Origin of the sequence: Luteimonas sp. YGD11-2, assembly GCF_004118975.1 — a bacterium.
Classification (GTDB): Bacteria; Pseudomonadota; Gammaproteobacteria; order Xanthomonadales; family Xanthomonadaceae; genus Luteimonas; species Luteimonas muca.
The window spans coordinates 2,309,081-2,332,583 of sequence record NZ_CP035376.1 but is presented as its reverse complement, the minus strand read 5'-3'; the positions used below and the strand labels follow the sequence as shown (position 1 = coordinate 2,332,583).

The 23,503-nt window shown below is 69.4% G+C and carries 18 protein-coding genes and 5 tRNA genes; 12 read left to right on the top strand and 11 right to left on the bottom strand.

Annotated features, from left to right (window positions below):
- Positions 1-48: 48 nt before the first annotated feature.
- From dxs to ERL55_RS10655, 10 genes are all read right to left on the bottom strand, one after another.
- Positions 49-1,962, bottom strand: a complete 1,914-nt coding sequence (dxs, locus tag ERL55_RS10700) for a 1-deoxy-D-xylulose-5-phosphate synthase (protein WP_129136411.1) — start codon at positions 1,960-1,962, stop codon at positions 49-51.
- 64 nt (positions 1,963-2,026) lie between these two features.
- Complete coding sequence (locus tag ERL55_RS10695; RefSeq protein ID WP_129136410.1) at positions 2,027-3,202, bottom strand: hypothetical protein; 1,176 nt, start codon at positions 3,200-3,202, stop codon at positions 2,027-2,029.
- 378 nt (positions 3,203-3,580) lie between these two features.
- Entirely contained in the window at positions 3,581-4,165 is a 585-nt protein-coding gene (locus ERL55_RS10690; RefSeq protein WP_129136409.1) for an HNH endonuclease, read from the bottom strand.
- A 187-nt stretch (positions 4,166-4,352) separates the two neighbouring features.
- Positions 4,353-6,137, bottom strand: coding sequence for an acyl-CoA dehydrogenase C-terminal domain-containing protein (locus ERL55_RS10685; RefSeq protein WP_129136408.1), 1,785 nt, complete (start codon positions 6,135-6,137; stop codon positions 4,353-4,355).
- A 31-nt stretch (positions 6,138-6,168) separates the two neighbouring features.
- The gene (locus ERL55_RS10680) at positions 6,169-6,639 is read right to left on the bottom strand and encodes an LEA type 2 family protein (protein WP_129136407.1); all 471 of its coding nucleotides are present in this window, start codon (positions 6,637-6,639) and stop codon (positions 6,169-6,171) included.
- 55 nt (positions 6,640-6,694) lie between these two features.
- Complete coding sequence (gene ppx / locus ERL55_RS10675; RefSeq protein WP_129137316.1) at positions 6,695-8,206, bottom strand: exopolyphosphatase; 1,512 nt, start codon at positions 8,204-8,206, stop codon at positions 6,695-6,697.
- A 145-nt stretch (positions 8,207-8,351) separates the two neighbouring features.
- The gene (gene ppk1, locus ERL55_RS10670) at positions 8,352-10,427 is read right to left on the bottom strand and encodes a polyphosphate kinase 1 (RefSeq protein ID WP_129136406.1); all 2,076 of its coding nucleotides are present in this window, start codon (positions 10,425-10,427) and stop codon (positions 8,352-8,354) included.
- 34 nt (positions 10,428-10,461) lie between these two features.
- Complete coding sequence (gene phoR / locus ERL55_RS10665; RefSeq protein ID WP_129136405.1) at positions 10,462-11,826, bottom strand: phosphate regulon sensor histidine kinase PhoR; 1,365 nt, start codon at positions 11,824-11,826, stop codon at positions 10,462-10,464.
- A gap of 43 nt (positions 11,827-11,869) precedes the next feature.
- Complete coding sequence (gene phoB, locus ERL55_RS10660) at positions 11,870-12,559, bottom strand: phosphate regulon transcriptional regulator PhoB (protein ID WP_129136404.1); 690 nt, start codon at positions 12,557-12,559, stop codon at positions 11,870-11,872.
- A 69-nt stretch (positions 12,560-12,628) separates the two neighbouring features.
- Positions 12,629-14,275, bottom strand: coding sequence for a M48 family metalloprotease (locus tag ERL55_RS10655; RefSeq protein ID WP_129136403.1), 1,647 nt, complete (start codon positions 14,273-14,275; stop codon positions 12,629-12,631).
- Positions 14,276-14,450: 175 nt separating this feature from the next.
- Here ERL55_RS10655 and grxC point away from each other — a divergent pair, with 175 nt between their 5' ends.
- The 4 genes from grxC (at position 14,451) to ERL55_RS10635 (ending at position 17,891) form a co-directional block, all read left to right on the top strand.
- A complete protein-coding gene (gene grxC, locus ERL55_RS15170; RefSeq protein WP_256386122.1) occupies positions 14,451-14,720 on the top strand; it encodes a glutaredoxin 3 in 270 nt (89 codons plus the stop codon).
- A gap of 56 nt (positions 14,721-14,776) precedes the next feature.
- Positions 14,777-15,112, top strand: a complete 336-nt coding sequence (locus tag ERL55_RS10645; RefSeq protein ID WP_100322645.1) for a carboxymuconolactone decarboxylase family protein — start codon at positions 14,777-14,779, stop codon at positions 15,110-15,112.
- A 162-nt stretch (positions 15,113-15,274) separates the two neighbouring features.
- Positions 15,275-16,282, top strand: a complete 1,008-nt coding sequence (locus tag ERL55_RS10640) for an isocitrate dehydrogenase (protein ID WP_129136401.1) — start codon at positions 15,275-15,277, stop codon at positions 16,280-16,282.
- Between the two features lie 247 nt (positions 16,283-16,529).
- Positions 16,530-17,891 carry a Na+/H+ antiporter NhaC family protein gene (locus ERL55_RS10635; protein ID WP_129136400.1) on the top strand — a complete coding sequence of 454 codons (1,362 nt, stop codon included), beginning with the start codon at positions 16,530-16,532 and terminating at the stop codon, positions 17,889-17,891.
- A 78-nt stretch (positions 17,892-17,969) separates the two neighbouring features.
- Here ERL55_RS10635 and ERL55_RS10630 read toward each other — a convergent pair whose 3' ends face one another.
- Positions 17,970-18,731 (bottom strand): Bax inhibitor-1/YccA family protein, encoded by a 762-nt coding sequence (locus ERL55_RS10630; protein ID WP_129136399.1) that lies wholly within the window; start codon positions 18,729-18,731, stop codon positions 17,970-17,972.
- Positions 18,732-18,911: 180 nt separating this feature from the next.
- Here ERL55_RS10630 and ERL55_RS10625 point away from each other — a divergent pair.
- From ERL55_RS10625 to clpX, 8 genes are all read left to right on the top strand, one after another.
- Positions 18,912-18,988 (top strand) — tRNA-Pro (locus ERL55_RS10625).
- A 32-nt stretch (positions 18,989-19,020) separates the two neighbouring features.
- A tRNA-Arg gene (locus ERL55_RS10620) sits at positions 19,021-19,097 on the top strand.
- 71 nt (positions 19,098-19,168) lie between these two features.
- Positions 19,169-19,245, top strand: a tRNA-His gene (locus ERL55_RS10615).
- A 72-nt stretch (positions 19,246-19,317) separates the two neighbouring features.
- Positions 19,318-19,393 (top strand) — tRNA-Lys (locus ERL55_RS10610).
- Positions 19,394-19,566: 173 nt separating this feature from the next.
- Positions 19,567-19,651: transfer RNA gene (locus ERL55_RS10605), tRNA-Leu, on the top strand.
- Between the two features lie 281 nt (positions 19,652-19,932).
- Positions 19,933-21,240 (top strand): trigger factor, encoded by a 1,308-nt coding sequence (gene tig / locus ERL55_RS10600; protein ID WP_129136398.1) that lies wholly within the window; start codon positions 19,933-19,935, stop codon positions 21,238-21,240.
- A 91-nt stretch (positions 21,241-21,331) separates the two neighbouring features.
- Positions 21,332-21,958, top strand: a complete 627-nt coding sequence (gene clpP, locus ERL55_RS10595) for an ATP-dependent Clp endopeptidase proteolytic subunit ClpP (RefSeq protein ID WP_129136397.1) — start codon at positions 21,332-21,334, stop codon at positions 21,956-21,958.
- Between the two features lie 157 nt (positions 21,959-22,115).
- Complete coding sequence (clpX, locus tag ERL55_RS10590) at positions 22,116-23,402, top strand: ATP-dependent Clp protease ATP-binding subunit ClpX (RefSeq protein ID WP_129136396.1); 1,287 nt, start codon at positions 22,116-22,118, stop codon at positions 23,400-23,402.
- Positions 23,403-23,503: the final 101 nt, after the last annotated feature.

The window sequence follows — 23,503 nt, the reverse complement described above, 5'->3', positions numbered from 1 at the left end:
ATGAAGATCCGTGGCCCGCCTGCGCGTCGATGCGCAGGCGGGTAGCGGTCAGCCGCCGACGGCAGCCACGGGAGCGGCGCGCTCGGCGCTGAGGTCGGGCCAGCGGCGCAGCACCGCGGCCCGGATACCGCTCACGTCCAGGCCCGCCTCGGCAAGCAGCTGCTCGCGGCTGGCGTGATGCTGGAAGGCATCCGGCAGGCCGAGATGCAGCACGGGCACGACGATGCCTTCCGCATTGAACCGTTCCGCCACGCCGGAACCGGCGCCGCCCATGACCACGTTGTCCTCGAGGGTCACGAAGCCTTCGTGGTCGCGCGCGAGTGACAGCAGCAGTTCGCGGTCGAGCGGTTTGACGAAGCGCATGTTGACCACGGTGAGCCCGAGTTCGCGGCCCACCGCTTCGGCGGCCGGCACCAGCGCGCCGAATGCGAGCAGGGCGATGCGTGCGCCACGCTGGCGCAGTTCTGCCTTGCCGATCGGCAGGGTGTCGAGGTCGTTGCCTGCGGCAACACCGGTGCCGCTGCCACGCGGATAACGCACCGCGGCCGGCCCTTCGTGGCGCAGCCCGGTGGTCAGCATCTGCCGGCACTCGCGTTCGTCCGCCGGCGCCATCACCACCATGTGCGGCACGCAGCGCAGGAAGCTGAGGTCGAGGTTGCCGGCATGGGTGGCGCCGTCCGGGCCCACCACGCCGCCGCGGTCGATCGCGAACAGCACGTCGAGCTCCTGCAGGGCGACGTCGTGCACCAGCTGGTCGTAGCCGCGCTGCAGGAAGGTGGAATAGATCGCCACCACCGGCTTCGCGCCTTCCACCGCCATGCCCGCGGCCAGCGTCACCGCGTGCTGCTCGGCGATGGCGACGTCGAAATAGCGCTCCGGGTACTCGCGGCTGAAACGCACCAGGCCGGAGCCTTCGCGCATTGCCGGGGTGATGCCCATGAGCTTCGGTTCCGCCGCCGCGGCATCGCACAGCCAGTCGGAGAACACCTCGGTATACGTCGGCTTCGATGCGCCGCCCTTGGCCACCAGGCCCTTGGTGGGGTCGAACGGCGACACCGCGTGGTAACCGATCTGGTCGCCTTCCGCGAGTTCGTAACCCTTGCCCTTGGTGGTGATGACATGCAGCAGCTGCGGCCCCTTGAGGCCCTTGAGCGTCTTCAGCGCGGCCACGACTTCCTCGACATCGTTGCCGTCGATCGGCCCGGTGTAGTGGAAACCCATCTCCTCGAACAGCGTGGACGGCACGAACATGCCCTTCCAGTGCTCTTCCCAGCGGCGTACGAACTTCGCCGGCGGGCTGTTCTTGTCGCCGAGCAGCTTCTTGCCGCCCTCGCGCAGCGTGTTGAGCGCCTTGTTGCTGGTCAGCCGGCCGAGCATGCGGGTAAGCCCGCCGACGTTCTCGGAGATCGACATCCGGTTGTCGTTGAGGATCACCAGCAGGTCGGGCTCCGGCTCCATGCCGCCGGCGTGGTTGAGCGCCTCGTAGGCCATGCCGGCGGTCATCGCGCCGTCGCCGATCACGGCCACCACGCGGCGGTCGTTGCCGGCGCGCGCGTTGGCGATCGCCATGCCCAGTGCCGCGGAGATCGAGGTGCTGGAATGGCCGACGCCGAAAGTGTCGTACTCGCTCTCGTCGCGCTTGGGGAACGGCGCCACGCCGTCCTTCTGCTTGACGGTGTGGATGTTGTCGCGGCGGCCGGTCAGGATCTTGTGCGGATAGCACTGGTGGCCGACGTCCCAGACGATGCGGTCGTCGGGGGTGTCGTAGAGATAATGCAGCGCGGTGGTCAGCTCGATCACGCCCAGGCCGGCGCCGAAATGGCCGCCGCTGCGGCCCACCGATTCGATCAGGTAGGCGCGCAGTTCGTCGGCGATGGCGGGCAGCTCGGCCTCGTCGAAACGACGCAGGTCGGCGGGAGAATCGATGCGCGACAGGCGCGGATAGCGCGTTGGATCAGTCATCGCGACATTGTCCTCCCCCCCGCAGTGAGGGGCAAGGAAGCCGCACCCGGTGACGCGCGCTGCGCTACTTGCGGATGAAACGGCTGAACAGGCCCTGGCGCGGCGGGGGCGCCACTTCGGGCTGCGGTTCGACCCAAGGCTCGGCGAAGCCGGTGGCGAGGTTGGCATTCACGAAGTCGGCCACTTCCGACAGCGGCGTACCGCTGGCCTCCGCGATCTCGGCGATCGTCGCCGGGCCCTTCATCATCGCGGTGGCGATGCGGAAATGCCGCGGGAACTCGCGTTCGGTCTGCGGCCACTTCAGCAACTGGTAGCGCGCGTCGGGCTCCGACCCCGGAAGCAGGCTGCCGTGTCCGGCCAGCAGGCCGCCATACCAGGTCAGCCGCGACAGCGGGCGGGCCTCGCTGCCGGCGGTGCCCGCGTTCCAGGCGGCCTCATCGACGGCTTCGAAGTCGTCGCGCTCGAGCGGCCCCGCAAAGCAGGCATCCAGCGGCTTGAGCTGGGCCGGGCCGATATAGGTCTGCGCATCGGCATCGATCCACAGCGCCGGGCTGCCGGCGCGTTGCAGGCGCAGACGCCCGCGCAGCTCGTTGGCCAGCAGCCAGTCGAACAGGCCACGCTCGCGCGGCGTTTCCGCCGCGGGCTCCAGCCGGGCGACCACCGTTGCTGCCGCGGCTTCGGGCGCGGGCACGCCCGGTGTCGCGGTTTCGACGGGGGCGGACGCAGGCCCCTGACCCTCGGCATCCGCCGCATCATTGGCGGGCTGCGACGGCGGGGGAGTCGGCGCCGGTGAGGGCGCGGGTGCGGGTGGGGCGGTCCCGGCAAGCGGCGGCGCGGGTGCCGCTGCCGCGCCCGGCGCCTGCGCGACAGGCGCTGCATCGCCAGCCGCAGGCGCGGTCGGCACGGTTTCGGCCAGCGCTGCCAGGTCCACGCCGGCGTGCGCGGCGACGTCGCGCAGCATGCCGATCATCGCCACCGTGTCGAATGGACGGCCGAGGCGGAAATCCGCCTGCGTGCGTGGCGCCGACGTCAGTCCGATGACCTGCTTGCCGGCGGCGTGCAGGCGCAGCCAGCCCATCGGGCCGTACATGCTGTCCATGTCGATGACGACGTAGTGGGCCGCGGTCTCGTCGACCAGCCGGAAGTGCCCCTGCAACTCGCTGTTGGCGGCGTCGAAGGCCGCGCGCAACGCGGTTTCGGTCGCCTTGTCCATGCTGGTGAGGCCAACAGTCAGTGCCATGGAAGTCCGCCCCTGTCGAATGGCGGCGAGTGTAACGCGTGCCGCCATTGGCGGGCCGGACGCGGTGTCAGCTGTCGCGGGCGTGCTTGCGCGGCAGGTGGTTGCGCAGGAACGCCATCTGGTCGGCGAGGGTGAGTCGGGCCGCTTGCGAGCGTCCGGGGGACGCTCGCGGCCGGACGACGCCCGCCATCGGCGGGCCGGGCATCCGCGCCGTGCGCGGTGTCAGCTGTCGCGGGCGTGCTTGCGTGGGAGGTGGTTGCGCAGGAACGCCATCTGGTCGGCGAGGGTGAGTCGGGCCGCTTGCGAGCGTCCGGGGGACGCTCGCGGCCGGACGAACGCCCGCCATCGGCGGGCCGGGCATCCGCGCCGTGCGCGGTGTCAGCTGTCGCGGGCGTGCTTGCGCGGTAGGTGGTTGCGCAGGAACGCCATCTGGTCGGCGAGGATGTTGCGGTTCGACAGGATCAGGTGCTCGATCCAGCTCGGCCGGTAGGGCACCGCGATCAGCGGCATGCCGGCCTGCGCGGGGGTGCGGCCGCCCTTGCGGGAATTGCAGGGAAAGCAGGCGCTGACCACGTTCTCCCAGACATCGCGTCCGCCCTGCGACAGCGGCTTGACGTGGTCGCGGGTGAGCACGGGACGGGTGAAGCCCTGGCCGCAGTACAGGCACAGGTGCTGGTCGCGCGCGAACAGCGCGGTATTGGTGAGGGTGGGCGTGGGATCGAGCGCCTTGGTACGCGCATGCCCGCGCGCGGCGATGATCGGATGCAGGTCCAGCACGCTGCGTTCGCCGCTGCGGCGGTTGATGCCGCCATGCACCTGCAGGCAGGGGTCGCCGAGGGTCCAGGCCACCGCGTCGCGCGCATACAGGCAGGCGGCGTCCTGCCAGCTCATCCAGTCGAGCACGCGCCCGTGGGCGTCGAGCGAGAGCAGGCGGACCCGGTCCAGTCGCGCGATGGACGGCATGGTGCGCAGCCCGGAAGGTGACGCGGACGACTCCGGCCGCTGGCCGGGGTGGATCAAACGGAGCGGTGCTCTGTCGTCCCTCATCGGGAAAACAGCTTATACCCGATGGGTGACGGATTGGATACGCCCGCGCTGGCTCCCGCCGCGCCCGCACGCCCGCTGCATGCAGGGTGCGGGCGGCGACCGGTCAGAACGCCTCGTCGGGCAGCGCCATCAGGGTGGCGGCGCCGGCGTCGATCGCGGCGCGGTGGGCCAGCGTGCGCGGCAGGATCCGCGCGAAGTAGAACCGCGCGGTTTCCCGCTTGGCGGCCTTGAAGTCCAGGGACTGCGTGGAGGCGTCCGCCGCGGCGACGCTGCGTGCCCACCAGTAGGCCAGGGCGACATAGCCCGAATAGAACAGGTAGTCGACGCTGGCAGCGCCGATCTCGTCGGGACTGGCCTGCGCGCGCGCGGCGATGTCCTGGCTGAGCGCGGCCCAGTCCCGTGCGTGCTGGCGCAGCGGTGCGATGAATTCCTGCAGCGCCGGGTCATCGCCATGCGTGCGGCAGAACGATTCGATCATGCCCAGAAACGCGCGCAACCCCTCGCCCTTGAGCTGCAGCAGCTTGCGGCCGGCCAGGTCCAGCGCCTGGATGCCGGTGGTGCCCTCGTAGAGGGTGGTGATGCGCGCATCGCGCGCCAGCTGCTCCATGCCGTGCTCGCGGATATAGCCGTGGCCGCCGAAGCACTGCAGCGCCTGGTAGGTGCACTCCACGCCCCACTCGGTCAGGCAGCCCTTGACGATGGGCGTGAGGAAGTCGACCAGTGCAGCGGCCTCCTTGCGCTCGGCCTCGTCCTGCGCGCCGGTCATGACGTCGACCAGCGAGACCGCGTGGTAGCCGAGCAGGCGGCCGCCTTCGACCAGGGCGCGACAGGTCAGCAGCATGCGCCGCACGTCCGGCTGCACCACGATGGGGTCGGCAGCCTTGTCCGGGTAGCGTGCGCCGCCCGGCGCGCGTGACTGCAGGCGCTCGCGCGCGTAGCGGTTGGCGTTCTGCAGGGCGCGGTCGGAAAGCCCCAGGCCCTGCAGGCCAACCGCGAGGCGCGCGGTGTTCATCATGGTGAACATTGCCATCAGCCCGCGGTTCGGTTCGCCAACGAGATAGCCCTCGGCGTCGTCGAAGTTGATCACGCAGGTGGCCGAGCCGTGGATGCCCATCTTGTGCTCGATGGCACCGCAGCGCACCGCGTTGCGTGCGCCCAGGGTGCCGTCGCGCGCCACGCGTACCTTCGGCACCACGAACAGCGAAATCCCCCGGCTTCCGGCCGGCGCGTCCGGCAGTTTGGCCAGCACGAGATGCACGATGTTCCCGGTCATGTCGTGCTCGCCGGCGGTGATGAAGATCTTGGTGCCGCTGATGCCGTAGCTGCCGTCCGCGCGCGGGACCGCGCGGGTGCGGATGAGCCCGAGATCGGTGCCGCAATGGGCCTCGGTCAGGCACATCGTGCCGGTCCAGCGGCCTTCCACCAGCGGCTTCAGGAAGACCTCGCGCTGCCAGTCCTCGCCGTGGTGCAGCAGCGCCTCGGTGGCCCCGTGCGAGAGCAGCGGGAAATTGCCCCAGGCGAGGTTGGCGGCGTCGATCATCTCCTTGACCGGCACGCCGAGCAGCTGCGGCAGGCCCTGGCCGCCGTAGGCCGGATCCGCGGTCAGCGCCGGCCAGCCGCCCTCGACGTACTGCTCGTAGGCCTCGCGGAAGCCCGGCGGGGTGGCGACCTCGCCGGTGGCCTTGTCGTAGCTGCAGCCGATCTCGTCGCCGACGCGGTTGAGTGGTGCCAGCACCGTGGCGGTGAAGCGCGCGCCTTCCTCCAGCACCGCATCGATGATGTCGCGGGTGGCGTCGGTGAAGCCCAGCCTCGCCAGCAATGGCTCGGCACCGAGCACGTCGTGGAGGGCGAAGCGGATGTCGGTCAGCGGCGGCTGGTACTGGCTCATGGAGGACTCGTCAGGAAAGAGGGGGCAGGTGTCAGCGCAGCACGCCGGGAAGGCCGGGTGCCGGGGTCAGCGACCCCGGACGGCGCACGCGGTACTCGCGGGCACTGCCACGGTCGGTCGGGGCGGCGGTGATGGTGCCTTCCAGCACGTAGGGCACGCCGCGGCCGGCAGCCAGCGCATCGGCGATCGCCAGCCGCGCCTGCGCGGATGGCACCAGCTCGAGCGTCTTGATGTCGACACTTTCGCCGCCGATCTGCAGCGCCGGGGTGGCGTCCAGCGTGCCGGCGGCGGTCCCGGCAATGGCGAGGTCGAGCCTCAGCCCTTCGAAGCGCATGGGAATGCTGCTGTAGTTCTGCAGGCGCAGCTCGATCGACCAGTTGCCGTCCTCGCCCACGGTGAGCTGCTGGATGCTGGCGGTGGGTTCGGAGATGCGACGCACCTGGCCGCCACCGCAGGCGGCAAGCAACAGCAGGCAGGCGGACAGGACGAACAGACGCTTCATGCCGGACTCCAGGAGATACCGTCCCGGATGGTAGCAAGCACCGCGACGCGGCTGGTCAGCCGGCGGTCGACACCCGCAACCGCAGTCCCAGCGCGTGCAGCTCGCCTTCCTCGCCATCGAGATCGGCACGCAGCAGCGGCCGTGCCTCCAGCCATTCGCGGTCGAGGACGAGGGTGAGCGTCTCGCCGGACACGAGCGCGTCCAGGCGTGGGATCGTGTGCTTCTCGTGGCCGCGGTGCAGCAGCACCGACACCCGCAGCAGCAGGCTCAGCCTGCGCGCCGACCCCAGCAGGCGGTCGGGCAGGGCGTCGAATGCCGAGCGCGGGATCTTCCGCCGATGGCTGCGCACCATCGCCGCGAGGAACTGCTGCTCCTGGCGCGAGAAGCCGGCGATGTCGGAGTGCTCGATGACGTACGCACCGTGCACGTGGTAGCCGCTGTGGGCGATGGTGAGCCCGAGTTCGTGCAGGCGCGCGGCCCAGGCCAGCATCAGCAGGTCGTCGCCCGACAGCGACCAGTCGCGCGCCACTTGGTCGAACAGGCGCACGGCGGTCTGTTCCACGCGGGTGGCCTGCGCGGTGTCGATGCCGTAGCGCTGCATGATGTTGCGGATCGAGAACTCGCGCGGATCGTCGTCGCCACCGCGACCGAGCATGTCGAACAGCACGCCCTCGCGCATCGCCGCCTTGCTCACCGCCATGCGCGTGAGCCCGAGGCTGTTGAACGCCGCCTCCAGCACCAGCAGGCCGCCGGCGATGATCGGCCTGCGGTCGTCGGACAGCCCGGGCAGGTCGATCTGGTCGATGTGCGTGGCCTGCAGCAGGCGGTCGCGCAGTGGCGGCAACGCCTCGGCCAGCACCGCGCCCTTGGTCAGCTTCATGGCGGCGCAGAGTTCACCGATCGCCTTGTTGGTGCCGGAGGCGCCGAGCGCCTCGTGCCACCCCAGTGCGCGGTAGGCGTTGGCGAACTGCTGGAATTCCGCCTCGATCTCGGTCAGCGCGTCGCGCCAGCGGCGCCGCGACAGCCGCCCGTTCGGAAAGAAGCGCTGGGTGCTGGAGATGCAGCCCACCTGCAGGCTCTCGCGCTCGATGGTCTCGAAGCCTTCGCCGATGATGAATTCCGTCGAGCCGCCGCCGATGTCGATCACCAGCCGCCGGTGACCCGGCTTCGGCGGTTGTGCATGGGCCACGCCCAGATAGATCAGGCGCGCTTCCTCGCGGCCGGAGACCACTTCGATCGCATGGCCGAGCGCGGCTTCCGCCGGAGCAAGGAACGCGTGCGGCGCGGCCAGCCTGCGCACCGCGTTGGTGGCGAGCGCACGCACCCGGGTCGGCGGGATGTCACGGATGCGCTCGCCGAAGCGCGACAGGCAGTCCAGCGCACGCTGGCGGACTTCCGCACGCAGGCCGCCCTTGCCGTCGAGGCCCTCGCCCATGCGCACGGTTTCGCGCAGGCGGTCGACGATGCGCAGCTGGCCCATCGTGTAGCGCGCCACCACCATGTGGTAGCTATTGGACCCGAGGTCGATCGCGGCCAGCATGTCGCCGTCGGCCAGCGGCGGGGTCATCGTTTCGGCCAGGGCGAGCGTCTGTGCTGGGCTCATCGTGCTGTGCGCAGGTGCGATGCCGCGGGGCGCGCAGTGTAACCCGCACGCCGCGCACGCCAGGCGGCCATGACCGGCGTCGCATGCAGCGCGCGCTGCATGCGTTGGATCAGCCGTTGATACGTGCCAGCAGCCATGCCTGCGCCGAATGCGGCATCTCGTCGCCCTCGGGCTCCAGCCGGCGGTAGCTGCCGTCGGCCTGCAGCTCCCAGGCATGGGTGTTGTCGGCGAGATAGTTGTCGATGACCTCTTCGCGCACCCGCGCGGCGATCGCCGGATCCAGGAACGGGAAACAGGTCTCGACGCGGTGCAGCAGGTTGCGCTCCAGCCAGTCGGCGCTGGCGCCGAACAGTTCCGGCCTGCCGTCGTTGGCGAACCAGTACACGCGGTGGTGTTCGAGGAATCGCCCGACCACCGACAGCACGCGGATATTGTCGGATACGCCTTCGACACCCGGTCGCAGGGTGCAGGCGCCACGCACGAACAGGTCGATGCGCACGCCGGCCTGCGAGGCGCGGTAGAGCGCGCGGATCACGCCGGGCTCGTTGATGGCGTTCATCTTGGCCACGATGCGCGCCGGCCGGCCGGCACGCGCGTTGTCGGCCTCGCGGTCGATGCGCTCGATGACGCCGCGGTGCAGGGTGAAAGGCGATTGCAACAGATGCTGGAGCTGGATCGCCGGCGCCAGCCCGGACAGCTGCTGGAAGATCTGGTGGACATCCGAGCCGATCGCCGGGTCGGCGGTGATCAGGCCGAGGTCGGTATAGCCGCGCGCGGTGCCCGAGTGGTAGTTGCCGGTGCCCAGGTGCACGTAGCGGCGCAGCTTGCGGCCCTCGCGGCGCACGATCAGCAGCATCTTGGCGTGGGTCTTGTAGCCGACAACGCCGTACACCACCTGCACGCCGGCCTCCTGCAGGCGGTCGGCCACGCCGAGGTTGGCGTCCTCGTCGAAGCGCGCGCGCAATTCCACCACCACGGTGACGTCCTTGCCGTTGCGCGCGGCCTGCACCAGGTGTTCGACGATCGCCGAGTCCTTGCCGGTGCGGTAGAGCGTCTGCTTGATCGCCAGCACGTTGGGGTCTTCGGCGGCCTGCTTGATCAGCTCCAGCACCGGCGTGAATGCATCGAACGGGTGGTGCAGCAGAATGTCGCCGTCGTCGACGCGCTCGAAGATCTCGTCGATCCCGCGCAGCTGGCGCGGCTGGAACGGCGGGAACTTGAGGTCGGGGCGCTGCACCAGGTCGTAGATCTGGATGACGCGGTTGAGGTTGACCGGCCCGTCGATGCGGTACACCGCGTTGTCGGGCAGGTCGAAGTTCTTCAGCAGGGTGGCGACGATGGGCTTGGGGCAGTTGCCGGCGATCTCCAGCCGCATCGCGCGCAGGTAACCGCGCCCGGCGAGCTCGTCGCGCAACGCCAGCGCCAGGTTCTCGACCTCCTGCTCGTCGACCAGCAGTTCGGAGTTGCGGGTGACACGGAACTGGTAGGCGCCCTTGACCTCCATGCCCGGGAACAGTTCGTCGACGAATTCCGACAGCACCGCCGACAGGAACACGAAGTCGGACTCGCCACCCGAGACCCGCTCAGGCAACTGGATGATGCGCGGCAGCGAACGCGGCGCTCGCACGATGGCGAGATGGCCGCTGCGCCCGAACGCGTCCTTGCCCTTGAGCACGACAACGACGTTGAGCGACTTGTTGAGGATCTTCGGGAACGGATGTGCCGGGTCCAGCCCCAACGGCGACAGCACCGGCATGATCTCGTTGCGGAAATACGCCCGCAGCCAGCGCTTCTGCCGCGCGTTCCACCTGTCACGACCGAAGATCCGCACCCCGGCCTCGCCCAGCGCCGGGCGCAGCACGTCGTTCCAGCATGCGTACTGCGCGGCGACGAGCTCCGCGGCGCGCTCGTGGATGCGCTTGAGCACGGTCGCCGGCGCCAGGCCGTCGGGCGGCGTCTGCAGCGAGTAGTCCTGCGCATGGCGCACGGTGGCGGCGCGGATCTCGAAGAACTCGTCGAGGTTGGTGCAGGAGATGCACAGGAAGCGCAGCCGCTCCAGCAGCGGGATCGACTCGTCCTGCGCCTGTGCCAGCACCCGGAAGTTGAAGTCCAGCTGCGAGAGTTCGCGGTTGAAGTACAGCGCCGGGTCAGCCAGCGGGTCGTCGGCACTCGCACCTTCGGACATCGCCAGTGGCTGTCCGCGCACGATGCTCCGGCGCTCAGCGTGCGCGGTCGGCCGGGATGCGCGCTTGTTCACGCGGGGCTCCATCGTTGAAGGGATCTCGCGACGAATGTACGCGGTCAGGGGGGAAATGGCAGGCGAAGACGCTGCCGCGCCCGACCTCGCTCTGGACCTCGAGACGTGCCTGGTGCAGCTGCAGCACGTGCTTGACGATGGCAAGCCCGAGGCCGGTGCCGCCGAGTTCGCGCGAGCGGCTGGTCGACACCCGGTAGAAGCGTTCGGTAAGCCGCGGCAGGTGCGCGGCGGGGATGCCGTAGCCACTGTCGCGTACCGACAGTACCGCGCCGCCGTCCTCGCTGCGGGAAAGTTCGATGTCGATGCGGCCGCCGGCCGGGGTGTAGCGCACCGCGTTGGACACCAGGTTGGAGAACGCGCTGTGCAGTTCCTTGATCGAGCCCCACAGGTCGACGCCCGCATGGTCCTCGACACGGATCGTGTGGCGGCCCTTGCCCAGCGCCTCGGCCTCGCGCCGCAGCGTGGCCAGCAGCGAAACCATCGGCACGTTCTCGTCGCTCACGGTGTCCTGCGCCTCGAGCCGCGACAGGGTCAGCAGGTCTTCCACCAGCTGGGTCATGCGCTGCGACTGCGCACGCATCTCGGCCAGGATCGGCGCCCAGTCGGGCTGTTCGTCGGGTTCGAGCATGTCGAGATAGCCGTGGATCACCGTCAGCGGGGTGCGCAGCTCGTGCGACACGTTGGCGACGAAGTCGCGGCGTACCTGCTCGAGCCGCATCAGCTTGCTGACGTCGCGCGCCACCAGCAGCCACAGGTTCTCCGAGTACGGGATCAGCCGCAGGCTCAGGCGCACATCGGCATCCATCGGCGAGGGCGCATCCAGCAGTGGTTCGGCATGGCGGCCACTGGCCAGCCAGCGGGCGATGGGCAGCGGCTGCAGGCGCTCGCCGACCGGCGCGTCGAGGTCACCCGGGTACTGCAGGCCCAGCAGGCCGGTGGCCGCCTCGTTGAACCACTGCACGCGCTGGCTGTTGCGCTCCAGCACCACCACCGCGTCGGGCAGCGCGGCCGCGGCGGCGCGGTAGGCGCGCAGCATCTCCACCAGCCGGCGTTTGCGGTTGCGGGTGTCGTCCTGGTACTGGTGCAGCAGGCGGTCGAGTTCGTTCCACGCCCCGGCGCCCTGTGCGGCGGGCAGGTGCCGCCGCGACTGCAGGCGCAGCAGCAGGCGACGCAGGCGCAGCTGCTGCCAGGCCGCGATGCCGAGTGCGGCCAGCGCCAGCGCGGCCCAGGGGTGGCCTGCCAGCAGGCCGATGGCCAGGGCGGTCGCAAGGACCAGTCCCTGGCGGCCCAGCGTACGGCCCCAGCCGGCGGCAAGTCGCGGTGGCATGCGCCCAGTCAGTACGCGGGGGAGGCGGCGGGCATCGTCGCGGTCACATCGATGCCGAGAAACGGTAGCCGGCACCGCGCACGGTCTGCACCATGCCGTCGAGTTCGAACGGTTCCAGCGTCTTGCGCAGGCGGCGGATATGCACGTCCACCGTGCGTTCCTCGACGTACACGCTGCCGCCCCAGACATGGTCGAGCAGCTGTGCGCGCGAGTACACGCGCTCGGCGTGGGTCATGAAGAAGTGCAGCAGCCGGTACTCGGTGGGGCCGATGGTGACCGCGGTGTCGCCGGCAAAGACCCGGTGGGCGGCGCCGTCGATGCGCAGCCTGCCGATCCGCACGCTGCCATCCTCGTCGTCGTCGCGGGAGCGGCGCATCACCGCGCGGATACGTGCCAGCAGCTCGCGGGCGGAGAACGGCTTGACCACGTAGTCGTCGACGCCGGCCTCCAGCCCGCCGACGCGGTCGTTCTCCTCGCCACGGGCGGTGAGCATGATGATCGGCACCTCGCGGGTGAGCTCCTCGCGGCGCCAGCGGCGGGCGAGTTCCAGCCCGCTGGTGCCCGGCAGCATCCAGTCCAGCAGGATCAGGTCGGGCACGCGGTCGGCGATGGCGCTCTGCGCCTCGCGGGCGTCGCCCGCATGGGCCGGTTCGAACTCGCCCTTGCGCAGGGCGAAGGCCACCATGTCGCGGATGGCGGGTTCGTCGTCGACGATCAGGATGCGTTTCTGCACGGTGGGGTTCCGGCCGGATTTACCGCATTAGACGACAGATTCATGACACCGGCGTGACACCGTCATGGGTCAGCGGCGGCGCAGATCCTCGTCGCGCACACCCTGGCGGCGCAGTTCCAGCACGGTGGGGGTGATGGCGGCGATGCGCGCATCGATACGGGCGCGCGCGTAGTAGTCGAGGTCGTCGCGCTTCTTCAGCGTGTTGAGCTGCACCAGTGCCTGCTCGGCGCGGCCACCGAGGAATGCGGCTTCCGCATGGGCCTCGCCGGCGCGCACCGGGTCGCCGGCGATCTCGCTGACGCGGGCGAAGGTGCGCTGGAAGGTCGGGTCGTCGGCGGCGCTGCGCAGCAACGGGCGCAGCAGCTCCTGCGCGCGCCGGCCGGCGGCGGGGGTGTTGCGCTCGGCGAGCAGCCCGGCATAGGTCAGCACCGTGGCGCGATGGTTGGGCATGCGTTCGAGCAGCGCGTCGAAGCGGCGGTCGCCTTCGACCACGCGCCCGGAGCGCACCTCGGCCTCGGCCAGCGAGACCCCCAGCCAGAGGTCGCCGGGATATTCCTCGAGGAGTTCCGCGAAGCGCGTGGCCGCCACCGCGTAGTCGCCGCTGAGCAGCCGCGCCAATGCGAGGCCGTAACGCTGGTCGTCGGCCAGGAGCCCGTTGCGGCGCATCGCCTCGTACTCGCGGATCGCCGCGGCAGGGGTTTCCGCGCTGAGCACGCGCATGCGCTCGCGCGTCCAGCCGAACACCACCGGGTCGCCACCGCCCGGGGCCGCGGCGCCCGCGGGAAGCCTGAGCGAGGCCGGCAGCAGCGGGTTGCGGGTGCCGGTGCCGACGTTGCCGAGCGGGCTGCCGGCAATGATGCGTTCGGTGCGCCTGCCCTCCGGCGTGGTCGCGGTGCCGACGATCGCCCCGGACTCGCGTGCGATCTGCTCCGCGCGCTGGCGGGCTTCGCTGATGCGGGTGGTGGTGACCGGGTGGGTGCGCAGGTAGTCGGGCAGGCGTTCGCGGTCGCCGCCCTGGTTGGTGCGTGACATCGCCTGCATGCGTTCGAACATGCTGGCCATGCCGGAGACGTCATAGCCGGCGCGCGCCAGCGTGCGGATGCCCAGCCGGTCGGCCTCGGACTCGTTGGAGCGGGTGTAGTCGATCTGGCGCTGGATCGCCCAGCCCTGCGCACCCGCCAGTGCCGCCATCGCCGCCTCGCCGGAGCTGTCGCTGTTGGAGCCCGCGGCGACGGCGATCGCACCCAGCATCGCCAGCAGGATCGGCACGCTGTCGCGCTGCGCACGTTCCGCGCCACGCAGCACGTGGTTCTGGGTGACGTGGGCGACCTCGTGGGCGAGCACCGCCGCCACTTCGTCCTCCGTCTGCGCGGCCAGCACCAGCCCGACGTTGAGGCCGATATGCCCGCCCAGGGTGGCGAATGCGTTGACCGAGCGGTCGCGCATCACGAAGAAGGTGAACGACTGTTGCGGCTGGTCGCTGGCCGAGGCCAGCCGCGCGCCGGTGCCGCGCAGCCAGTCGTTGACCAGCGGATCCTCGAGCACCATGTCGTAGTGGCGCAGCTGCGCCAGCAGCATCTGTCCGTACTCGGCCTGCTGCGCCGGGCTCAGCACCGTGCCGGCGGACGACCCGATATCCGGCAGGCGCTCCTGCGCGGCGCCGTGGGAGACGGAAAGACCAAGGACGAGGAGGGCGGCAGTCAGGACATTGCGCATGCGGGGCATCGTAACCGGCGCTTCCGGGCTTGGAGGGAGGGTGCGCGGCGGGAGTGAATCCGCGGTTAATCGGGCCGGCAATGCGGTTGCACGCACCGGGTCCGCGCTGGAAAAGCCGGTGGGCCGCGCACACACTGTGACCATCCTTGCGCCTGCAAGTTTCCGGAGCTTCGATGTGAGTTCGCCCGAGATCACCCTCTACACCAGCGCGATGTGCGGTTACTGCGTGGCCGCCAAGACCTTTCTCAAGAGCAAGGGGCTCGAGTGGACGGAAGTCCGCATCGACCTGGATGCGGATGCGCGCCAGCGCATGGTGGAGACCACGCGCCGCACCAGCGTGCCGCAGATCTTCATCGGCCAGACCCATGTCGGCGGCTACGACGACATGATGGCGCTGCACCGTGCCGGCAAGCTGGAGCCGCTGCTGGCCGGTGACGCGTCGTGAGCGCAGGTGGCGATGAGGCGGACCGGATCGCGGCCTTCACCGCGTTCCGCAAGCGCATGAACGAGCGCATCCTCGCCGAGCCCAACCAGGTGGTGCGGCGGTTCTTCGCGCTCGACACCCAGACCTACCAGGCCGGCGCGCTCGACGTGAAGACCAAGGAACTGCTGGGGCTGGTGGCCTCGCTGGTCCTGCGCTGCGACGACTGCATCAGCTACCACGTGGCGCAGTGCCGCGAGGCGGGTGTCTCGCGCGACGAGATGTTCGAGACCTTCTCGGTGGGGCTGGTGGTGGGGGGCTCGATCGTGATCCCGCACCTGCGCCGCGCGGTCGACTTCCTCGACCAGCTTGAACAGGGCGACGCCGCCGCGCCAGCCGCCCACGACCACGGCTGAGACGGGTCGCGCCGGCGGGCATTGCTCCGGGCGTACGGTCACCACCGCCGAGCGCGACGGCAGGCGTGCCGGGCCATACGGGCCGGCATGGCATAATGGCGCGCTTACTTCAGTCCCCGGCGCCGCTTCCGCGCGGCGCCCGCTTGCATGGAAATCCCCCACATGACCCAGACGATCACGGTCATCCGCGGCGACGGTATCGGCCCGGAGATCATGGATGCCACGCTCCACGTCCTCGACGCGATGAACCTCGGCCTGCGCTATGAAGACGCCGATGCCGGCCTCGTCGCGCTGGAAAAGCACGGCGAACTGCTGCCGGCCGCCACGCTCGAGTCCATCCAGCGCAACCGCATCGCGCTCAAGAGCCCGCTGGCCACCCCGGTCGGCGGTGGCTTCAGCTCGATCAACGTCGAGCTGCGGCGCAAGTTCGACCTCTACGCCAACGTGCGCCCGGCGACGACCTTCCCGAATACCCGCTCGCGCTTCACCGACGGCGTCGACCTGATCACCATCCGCGAGAACACCGAAGGCTCGTACATCAGCGAAGGCCAGGAAGTGTCGGCCGATGGCGAGACCGCGGTGTCGATCACCCGCATCACCCGCAAGGGCTCGGACCGCATCGTGCGCTACGCCTTCGAGCTGGCGCGCAAGACCGGCCGCAGGAAGGTCACGATCGTCCACAAGGCCAACATCCTCAAGAGCACCTCGGGCCTGTTCCTGAAGGTTGCCCGCGAGGTGGCGGCGGAATATCCCGACATCGAGGCCAACGAGATGATCGTGGACAACTGCTGCATGCAGCTGGTGATGCGCCCCGAGCAGTTCGACATCATCGTGACCACCAACCTGTTCGGCGACATCATTTCCGACCTCTGCGCCGGTCTGGTCGGCGGCCTCGGCCTGGCGCCGGGCGCCAACATCGGTGCCGAAGCGGCGATCTTCGAGGCGGTGCACGGCACCGCGCCGGACATCGCCGGGCAGGGCAAGGCCAACCCCTGCGCGCTGCTGCTGGGCGCGGCGCAGATGCTCGACCACCTCGGCAAGCCGGAGGAGGCCACGCGCCTTCGCAATGCCATCGTCGCCACGCTCGCCGCCGGCGATTCGCTGACCCCCGACCTCGGCGGCAGCGGCAATACCATGGCGTTTGCCCGGGCGATTGCCGGTCGGCTCTGAGCCACCCGCCGCTGCGCCTGCGCGGCGGTGGGACGGGCGCGGTGTGGCGCGTGTCGCCACGCCGCCGTCGCACGGAGAGGGTGCAGGATCGGCACCCGGTGACCGACCCGCGCGACATCGCTGATCCGACGCCCACCCCGCACGACCGGGGTGGGCGTCCTGTTTGCGGCATCGAGTATCCCGGCCGTATGCATGACGTGGCCGCGGCGACCACGCAGAATCGCCGATTGCCCACGCAGCCCCCGCCATGACGCCAACCGTGCAGGACGCCCCCGAGGCGCCCGTCCAGCCCAGTGCGCTGGCCTTGAGCCCGCTGCTGCTGTTTCTCGCGTTGTTCTTCGGGGCGGGGCTGTACTTCACCGCGCAGGGCGAAGCGATGGGCTTCTACCAGCTGCGCGCGCCGGTCGCGATCCTGCCCGCCCTGGCCCTGGCCGCATGGCTCGCCTGGCGCGCGGGCCAGCGGCCGGCCGCGATCCTGCTGCGCGGCATGGGCGATCCCAACATCGTGCTGATGTGCCTGATCTTCCTGCTCGCCGGCGCGTTCGCCCATGTCTCGAGCGCGATCGGGGCGGTCGATGCGGTGGTGGCGCTGGGCATCGGCGCGCTGCCGGCGGCGCTGCTGCTGCCCGGGCTGTTCGTGCTTGCCGCCTTCATCTCGCTGGCCATCGGCACCTCGATGGGCACGATCGCCGCGGTGGTGCCGATCGCGATCGGCGTGGCGGATGCCGCCGGCCTCGACCGCGCGCTGGTGGTCGGTACGGTGATCGGCGGTGCGATGTGCGGCGACAACCTGTCGATCATCTCCGACACCACCATCGCCTCCACCCGCACCCAGGGTGCGCAGATGCGCGACAAGTTCCGCGAGAACATCAGGATCGCGCTGCCGGCGGCATTGGCGACGATCGCGTTGCTGCTGGTGCTGGGCGAGTCGGCCCCGGTGGAATCCATCGAGGGCGCGTCGCCCTGGCTGGCGCTGCCCTATGTGCTGGTACTGGTGCTGGCGCTGTGTGGGCTCGACGTGCTGCTGGTGCTGGGCACCGGGCTGGTGCTGGCTGGCGGGTTCGGCCTCGTGCTGGGCGACGGCTACGATCTGGTGCAACTGGCCGGGGATGTGTGGATCGGTTTCGAGGGAATGACCGAGATCCTGCTGCTGTCGCTGCTGATCGGCGGGCTCGGCGCGCTGATGCAGGCGGGCGGCGGGCTGGAATGGCTGGCGCGCGCGATCGCGCGCTTCGCCCGCGGGCGAAGTGGCAAGCGCCCCGGCGAACTCAGCATCGCCGCGCTGTCGGCCACCGCCGACGTGTTCACCGCCAACAACACGGTAGCGATCCTGGTCAGCGGCAGCGTCGCACGCGACATCGCCGTGCGCCATGGCATCAGTCCGCGCCGGTCCGCGAGCGTGCTCGACATCTTCGCCTGCGTGGCACAGGGGGTGATCCCGTACGGCGCGCAGATCCTGCTGGCGGCGTCGCTGGCCGCGGTGTCGCCACTCGCCCTGGCCGGCAGCGTGTACTACTGCTGGATCCTCGCGGCGGTGGCCTTGGGTTTCATCCTGTGGCCCTCCCGCCGGCAACGCGCACCGCAGCGGGCGGGGCAGCCGCGCGGTTGATCGGCTGCAGCGCCGCACCCACCGTGCGGACATGAAAAAGGGCGCCGAAGCGCCCTTTCCATTCCCCGCGGCAGAGGGTCAGTCGCGACCCTGCAGCTTCGCAAGCAGGCGCAGGAATTCCACATACAGCCACACCAGCGTCACCATCAGGCCGAATGCGCCGTACCACTCCATGTACTTCGGCGCACCCTGCTCGGCGCCGCTTTCGATGAAGTCGAAGTCCAGCACCAGGTTCAGTGCCGCGATCACCACCACGAACAGGCTGAAGCCGATGCCGACGATGCCCGACTCGTGGATCATCGGGATCTGGATGCCGAAGAAGCCCAGCACGATCGTCGCCAGGTACACCAGCGCGATCCCGCCGGTCGCGGCGACCACGCCGAGCCGGAAGTTCTCGGTGGCGCGCACCAGACCGCTGCGGTAGGCGAACAGCATCGCGAACAGGGTGCCGAAGGTCAGCAGCACCGCCTGCATCACGATGCCTTCGTAGTAGGCGTTGAACAGCGCCGAGATCGCGCCGAGGAAGAAGCCTTCCACCAGCGCGTAGAGCGGGGCCGTCACCGGTGCCCAGGTCTTCTTGAAGATGGTCACCATGGCGATGACGAAACCGCCGATGGCGCCACCCCAGGCGTAGATGCCGAAGCCGGGTGCGGGCTGGCCATCGGCGCCGACAGCCTGGCTCCAGGCGAAGGCGGCGGTCAGTACCGTCAACAGCAGCAGGAAGCCGGTCTTGTTGACCGTGCCATTGATGGTCATCGTGTCGCCGTCGCGCGAGACGACGGTGCCGCTGCCGAGGTCGAGGAAGGTCGACTCCTTCAGGGCGGGATTGGCGCTGCGCATGGTGGTCCCCTGTACGGTCTGATTGCCTGCGCCGAGGATAGCAGCCCCTTTCATGACCCTGCCGTGGACGCGGTCCGGCGGACGCGACGTGCTGCGAAGAATTGACACCGGCGCCTGCGCTCACGACAATGACCGCCCCTCGCGCCGCAGGCGTGATGGGTCGAATCCGTACGACGTCGGCGGGGTATAGCGCAGTCTGGTAGCGCGCCTGCTTTGGGAGCAGGATGTCGGGGGTTCGAATCCCTCTACCCCGACCATCCGGCAACGCACGACGTACGCTTCGGTCCGAGCGCCCGTAGCTCAACCGGATAGAGCACCGGCCTTCTAAGCCGGTGGTTGCAGGTTCGAGTCCTGCCGGGCGCGCCAGCCCGGCTGCGATCGGAAAGACGCACCGTGGCGGGTGCGGGTCCAGGACGGGCCGGGTTCGCGTTTCAATGGTGGCTGTAGCTCAGTTGGTTAGAGTACTGGATTGTGATTCCAGTGGTCGGGGGTTCGAATCCCCTCAGCCACCCCATCTTCCGCGGCAATCGGCATCACAACGATTGCCCACTGCGCACAGTGCCTGTACACTGCGCGCCCGCTTCACGGGCCGTTAGCTCAGTTGGTAGAGCAGCTGACTCTTAATCAGTAGGTCCAAGGTTCGAATCCTTGACGGCCCACCATGAAGTCCCAGACGCCCGGCTTGCCGGGCGTTCTGCTTTGCGCGCGCCGATGTCCTCCAGTTCACCCCCTGGCCATGCGGCTTTGCTGGAGCGAGCATGCGGCCGGGGCGGGGCGGCAGTGTCGGTCCCGGCTGGCAGCCTCGTGCCCCGCCCGCGCGATAGAATGGCGCCGCGCGGAAGTGGCGGAATTGGTAGACGCACCAGATTTAGGTTCTGACGCCGCGAGGCGTGGGGGTTCGAGTCCCCCCTTCCGCACCAGCCTCGACCATTCTCCGGCGCGGGGCGCCCGGCGAGGGCGGCCGCGCGTCACCCGGTCCGGCGCTGCGCGCGGCCGGCGACATCCACGGGTGGCTCCTTGCCCGGGCCTCGCGGCATCCGGCACCCCGTGCAGTGCTGGTGGCGGTCACCCCCGGAATCCGCCAAAATATCGCGTTCTGCTTCTCCGGCGCCGCATCCGCGGATGCGCCAGTGCCCGGGTCGCCACCTACAACCGTCTTTGAGAATCGCTCGCGGCATCGGCCGCGACCCCAGGAGTGGATATGCAAGTTTCGGTCGAGTCCGTTGGCAACCTCGAGCGTCGGATGACCTTCCGGCTCCCGGCAGAGAACCTTGAAAGCAACGTCGGTGGGCGCCTGCGCGAGATCGCGCGCACGACCCGCATCAAGGGTTTCCGCCCTGGCAAGGTGCCGGCCAAGGTCATCGAGCAGCGCTTCGGCCAGCAGGTCCGCGCCGAGGTGCTCGACCGCATGCTGCGCGAGGGCTTCGACCAGGCGGTGCGTGACAACGAACTGCGCATTGCCGGCCAACCGCGCATCGAGCCGCAGTCCGAGGGTGGTGACGAGTTCGCGTACGTCGCGACCTTCGAGGTGGTGCCGGACTTCGGCGACCTCGACATGTCGCGCCTCAACGTCGTGCGCCACACCGCCGAGGTCACCGACGAGGACATCGAGCGGATGATCGAGAACCTGCGCCTGCAGCGCCGCAGCTGGACGGTGGTCACGCGTCCGGCCCAGTCCGGCGATGCGGTCGACCTCAAGACCTGGTCGCAGGTCGGCGAGGACCGCATGCCCGCCGAAGGCAGCGAGGACGGTACCGCCGTGCTCGGTGGTGGCGGCATGCTGCCGGAACTCGAGGCCGCGCTGGAAGGCATGTCGGCAGGTGACGAGAAGACCGTGGACGTCGAGTTCCCGGCCGACTGGCGCGTGCCGCAGCTGGCCGGGCAGAAGGCGCAGGTGCACCTGTCGGTGCAGCGCGTCTCCGAGCCGGTGCTGCCGGAGGTCGACGCGGCGTTCATCCGCAGCTTCGGCGTCAAGGCCGGCACCGAGGAGGCCTTCCGCACCGAGATCCGCACCAACCTCGAGCGCGAGCTCAAGGGTGCGCTGATGAACCGGCTGCGCCGCGAGGTGGGCGAGCAGCTCACCACGACCTGGGCTGACGTCGAACTGCCGCCGAAGCTGGTCGAGAGCGAGGCACGTGCGATGGTCGCGCAGACCGTCGAGCAGGCACGTCGCCAGGGTCGCAACGTGGGCGAGGTCCCGGCCGATGCCCACCAGGGCTACATGGAGGCGGCGCGCAAGCGCGTGCTGATGGGCCTGCTGGTCGGCGAGGTGGCGCGCATCAACAAGCTGCAGCTCGACCCCAAGCGCCTGAACGAGACCCTGCGCCTGATCGCCTCGACCTACGAGGAGCCGGAGCAGGTCATTGAGTTGTACCGCAACGACCCCCAGCTGATGTCGGGACTGCAGAACCGGGTGATGGAGGAGCAGGTGATCGACTGGATCGCCGAGCGCGCCCAGCACACCGAGCAGAAGATCGGCTTCCAGGACGCGATCTCGCAGCAGGCCTGACCCGGCCGCCCCGTGCCCGCGGGCAGCAATGCGACGTAACGGACGCCCGCGCACCACTGCGCGGGCGCCACACCAGCAGGAGTTCCAGCGCGTGAACCAAGTGACCAAAGCCCTCAACCTGGTGCCGATGGTGGTCGAGCAGACCAGCCGCGGCGAGCGCGCCTACGACATCTATTCGCGCCTGCTCAAGGAGCGGATCATCTTCCTCGTCGGCCCGATCGACGACCACGTCGCCAACGTGGTGGTGGCGCAGATGCTGTTCCTCGAGGCCGAGAATCCCGAGAAGGACATCAGCCTGTACATCAACTCCCCCGGTGGCGTGGTCACGGCCGGCTTGGCCATCTACGACACCATGCAGTTCATCAAGCCCGACGTCAGCACCATGTGCATCGGCCAGGCGGCCAGTGCCGGTTCGATGCTGCTGATGGCCGGTGCCAAGGGCAAGCGCTACGCACTGCCGAACTCGCGCGTCATGATCCACCAGCCGTCCGGCGGCGCGCAGGGCCAGGCCACCGACATCGAGATCCACGCACGCGAGATCCTCTATCTGCGCCAGCGCCTCAACCAGCTGTATGCCGACCACACCGGCCAGCCGATCGAGCAGATCGAGCGCGACATGGAGCGTGACCGCTTCCTGAGCGCCGAGGGCGCGAAGGAGTACGGCATGATCGACGAAGTGCTCCAGCGTCGTCCCGACGAGTCGATCCAGCCGTCCTGAACCGTCTGCCACGCAGCCGCGGCCACATGCGGTAACTTGCTGATGCCGCTTGCGTTTCCATCCCCGCGGAAGGCGCGAACGCGCCCCGCGGCCGCTATGCTATTCTCGGTCCGTCTCTCCGCTCCGGCGGACCGTTTCATCTGGTAAACCGAAGCACATGAGCAAAGACGCCCAGGGCCGTTCCGGCGACAGCAACAAGATCCTGTACTGCTCGTTCTGCGGGAAAAGCCAGCATGAGGTCCGCAAGCTGATCGCGGGCCCGAGCGTGTTCATCTGCGATGAATGCGTCGAACTCTGCAACGACATCATCCGCGAGGAACTCGAGGAAAAGGCCCAGTCGGCACGCAGCTCGCTGCCCAAGCCGAAGGAGATCCTCGAGGTCCTGGACCAGTACGTGATCGGACAGAACCGCGCCAAGCGCACGCTGGCCGTCGCGGTCTACAACCATTACAAGCGCATCGAGAGCCGGCAGAAGAACGACGACGTCGAGCTGGCGAAGTCCAACATCCTGCTGGTCGGGCCGACCGGTTCGGGCAAGACGCTGCTGGCCGAAACGCTGGCGCGCCTGCTCAACGTGCCGTTCACCATGGCCGATGCCACCACGCTCACCGAAGCCGGCTATGTCGGCGAGGACGTGGAGAACATCATCCAGAAGCTGCTGCAGAAGTGCGACTACGACGTCGAGAAGGCGCAGCAGGGCATCGTGTACATCGACGAGATCGACAAGATCTCGCGCAAGAGCGAGAACCCGTCGATCACCCGCGACGTCTCCGGCGAGGGCGTGCAGCAGGCGCTGCTCAAGCTGATCGAGGGCACGATGGCCAGTGTGCCGCCGCAGGGCGGGCGCAAGCATCCGCAGCAGGAGTTCCTGCAGGTCGATACCGGCAACATCCTGTTCATCGTCGGTGGCGCGTTCGCGGGGCTGGAGAAGATCATCCAGCAGCGCAGCGCCGATGGCGGCGGCATCGGCTTCTCGGCCAAGGTCAAGAGCAGCGAGCGCAAGGCCGACACCGGCAAGGTGCTGGCCGACGTCGAGCCCGAGGACCTGATCAAGTTCGGCCTGATCCCGGAGTTCGTCGGCCGCCTGCCAGTGGTTGCGACCCTCGAGGAACTCGACGAGCCGGCGCTGGTGCAGATCCTCACCGAGCCCAGGAACGCCATCACCAAGCAGTTCAGGCGCCTGTTCGAGATGGAGGGCGTGGAGCTCGAGTTCCGCGAGGACGCGCTTGCCGCGATCGCCCGCAAGGCGATCAAGCGCAAGACCGGCGCCCGCGGGCTGCGCACGATCGTCGAATCGGTGCTGCTCGACACCATGTACGACCTGCCGTCGCTGGAGAACGTCAGCAAGGTGGTGGTCGACGAGTCGGTGATCGAGCACAGGTCCGAGCCGTACCTGATCTACCAGGCGCCCCCGGCGCCGCCGAAGGTCGCCGCCGGGGAGTAGATCCCCGCCCGCGGCAGGCCCGGTCCGGTGCCCGCGCTCCCTTCGAGCGCGGGCATTTTCGTTGCAGGCGACGGATGCCGGGAGTGGATGACCCCATCCGG

Excerpts from the sequence above, each read along its gene's own strand:
- ERL55_RS10655 (WP_129136403.1), bottom strand. The coding sequence starts at position 14,275 with ATGCGCAATGTCCTGACTGCCGCCCTCCTCGTCCTTGGTCTTTCCGTC.
- ppk1 (WP_129136406.1), bottom strand. The coding sequence starts at position 10,427 with ATGTCCGAAGGTGCGAGTGCCGACGACCCGCTGGCTGACCCGGCGCTG.
- ERL55_RS10695 (WP_129136410.1), bottom strand. The coding sequence starts at position 3,202 with ATGGCACTGACTGTTGGCCTCACCAGCATGGACAAGGCGACCGAAACC.
- clpX (WP_129136396.1), top strand. The coding sequence starts at position 22,116 with ATGAGCAAAGACGCCCAGGGCCGTTCCGGCGACAGCAACAAGATCCTG.
- ERL55_RS10630 (WP_129136399.1), bottom strand. The coding sequence starts at position 18,731 with ATGCGCAGCGCCAATCCCGCCCTGAAGGAGTCGACCTTCCTCGACCTC.
- dxs (WP_129136411.1), bottom strand. The coding sequence starts at position 1,962 with ATGACTGATCCAACGCGCTATCCGCGCCTGTCGCGCATCGATTCTCCC.
- ERL55_RS10680 (WP_129136407.1), bottom strand. The coding sequence starts at position 6,639 with ATGAAGCGTCTGTTCGTCCTGTCCGCCTGCCTGCTGTTGCTTGCCGCC.
- ppx (WP_129137316.1), bottom strand. The coding sequence starts at position 8,206 with ATGACCCCGCCGCTGGCCGACGGCGACATGCTGGCCGCGATCGACCTC.
- ERL55_RS10635 (WP_129136400.1), top strand. The coding sequence starts at position 16,530 with ATGACGCCAACCGTGCAGGACGCCCCCGAGGCGCCCGTCCAGCCCAGT.
- phoR (WP_129136405.1), bottom strand. The coding sequence starts at position 11,826 with ATGCCACCGCGACTTGCCGCCGGCTGGGGCCGTACGCTGGGCCGCCAG.
- ERL55_RS10690 (WP_129136409.1), bottom strand. The coding sequence starts at position 4,165 with ATGCCGTCCATCGCGCGACTGGACCGGGTCCGCCTGCTCTCGCTCGAC.
- tig (WP_129136398.1), top strand. The coding sequence starts at position 19,933 with ATGCAAGTTTCGGTCGAGTCCGTTGGCAACCTCGAGCGTCGGATGACC.
- ERL55_RS10640 (WP_129136401.1), top strand. The coding sequence starts at position 15,275 with ATGACCCAGACGATCACGGTCATCCGCGGCGACGGTATCGGCCCGGAG.
- ERL55_RS10645 (WP_100322645.1), top strand. The coding sequence starts at position 14,777 with ATGAACGAGCGCATCCTCGCCGAGCCCAACCAGGTGGTGCGGCGGTTC.
- ERL55_RS10685 (WP_129136408.1), bottom strand. The coding sequence starts at position 6,137 with ATGAGCCAGTACCAGCCGCCGCTGACCGACATCCGCTTCGCCCTCCAC.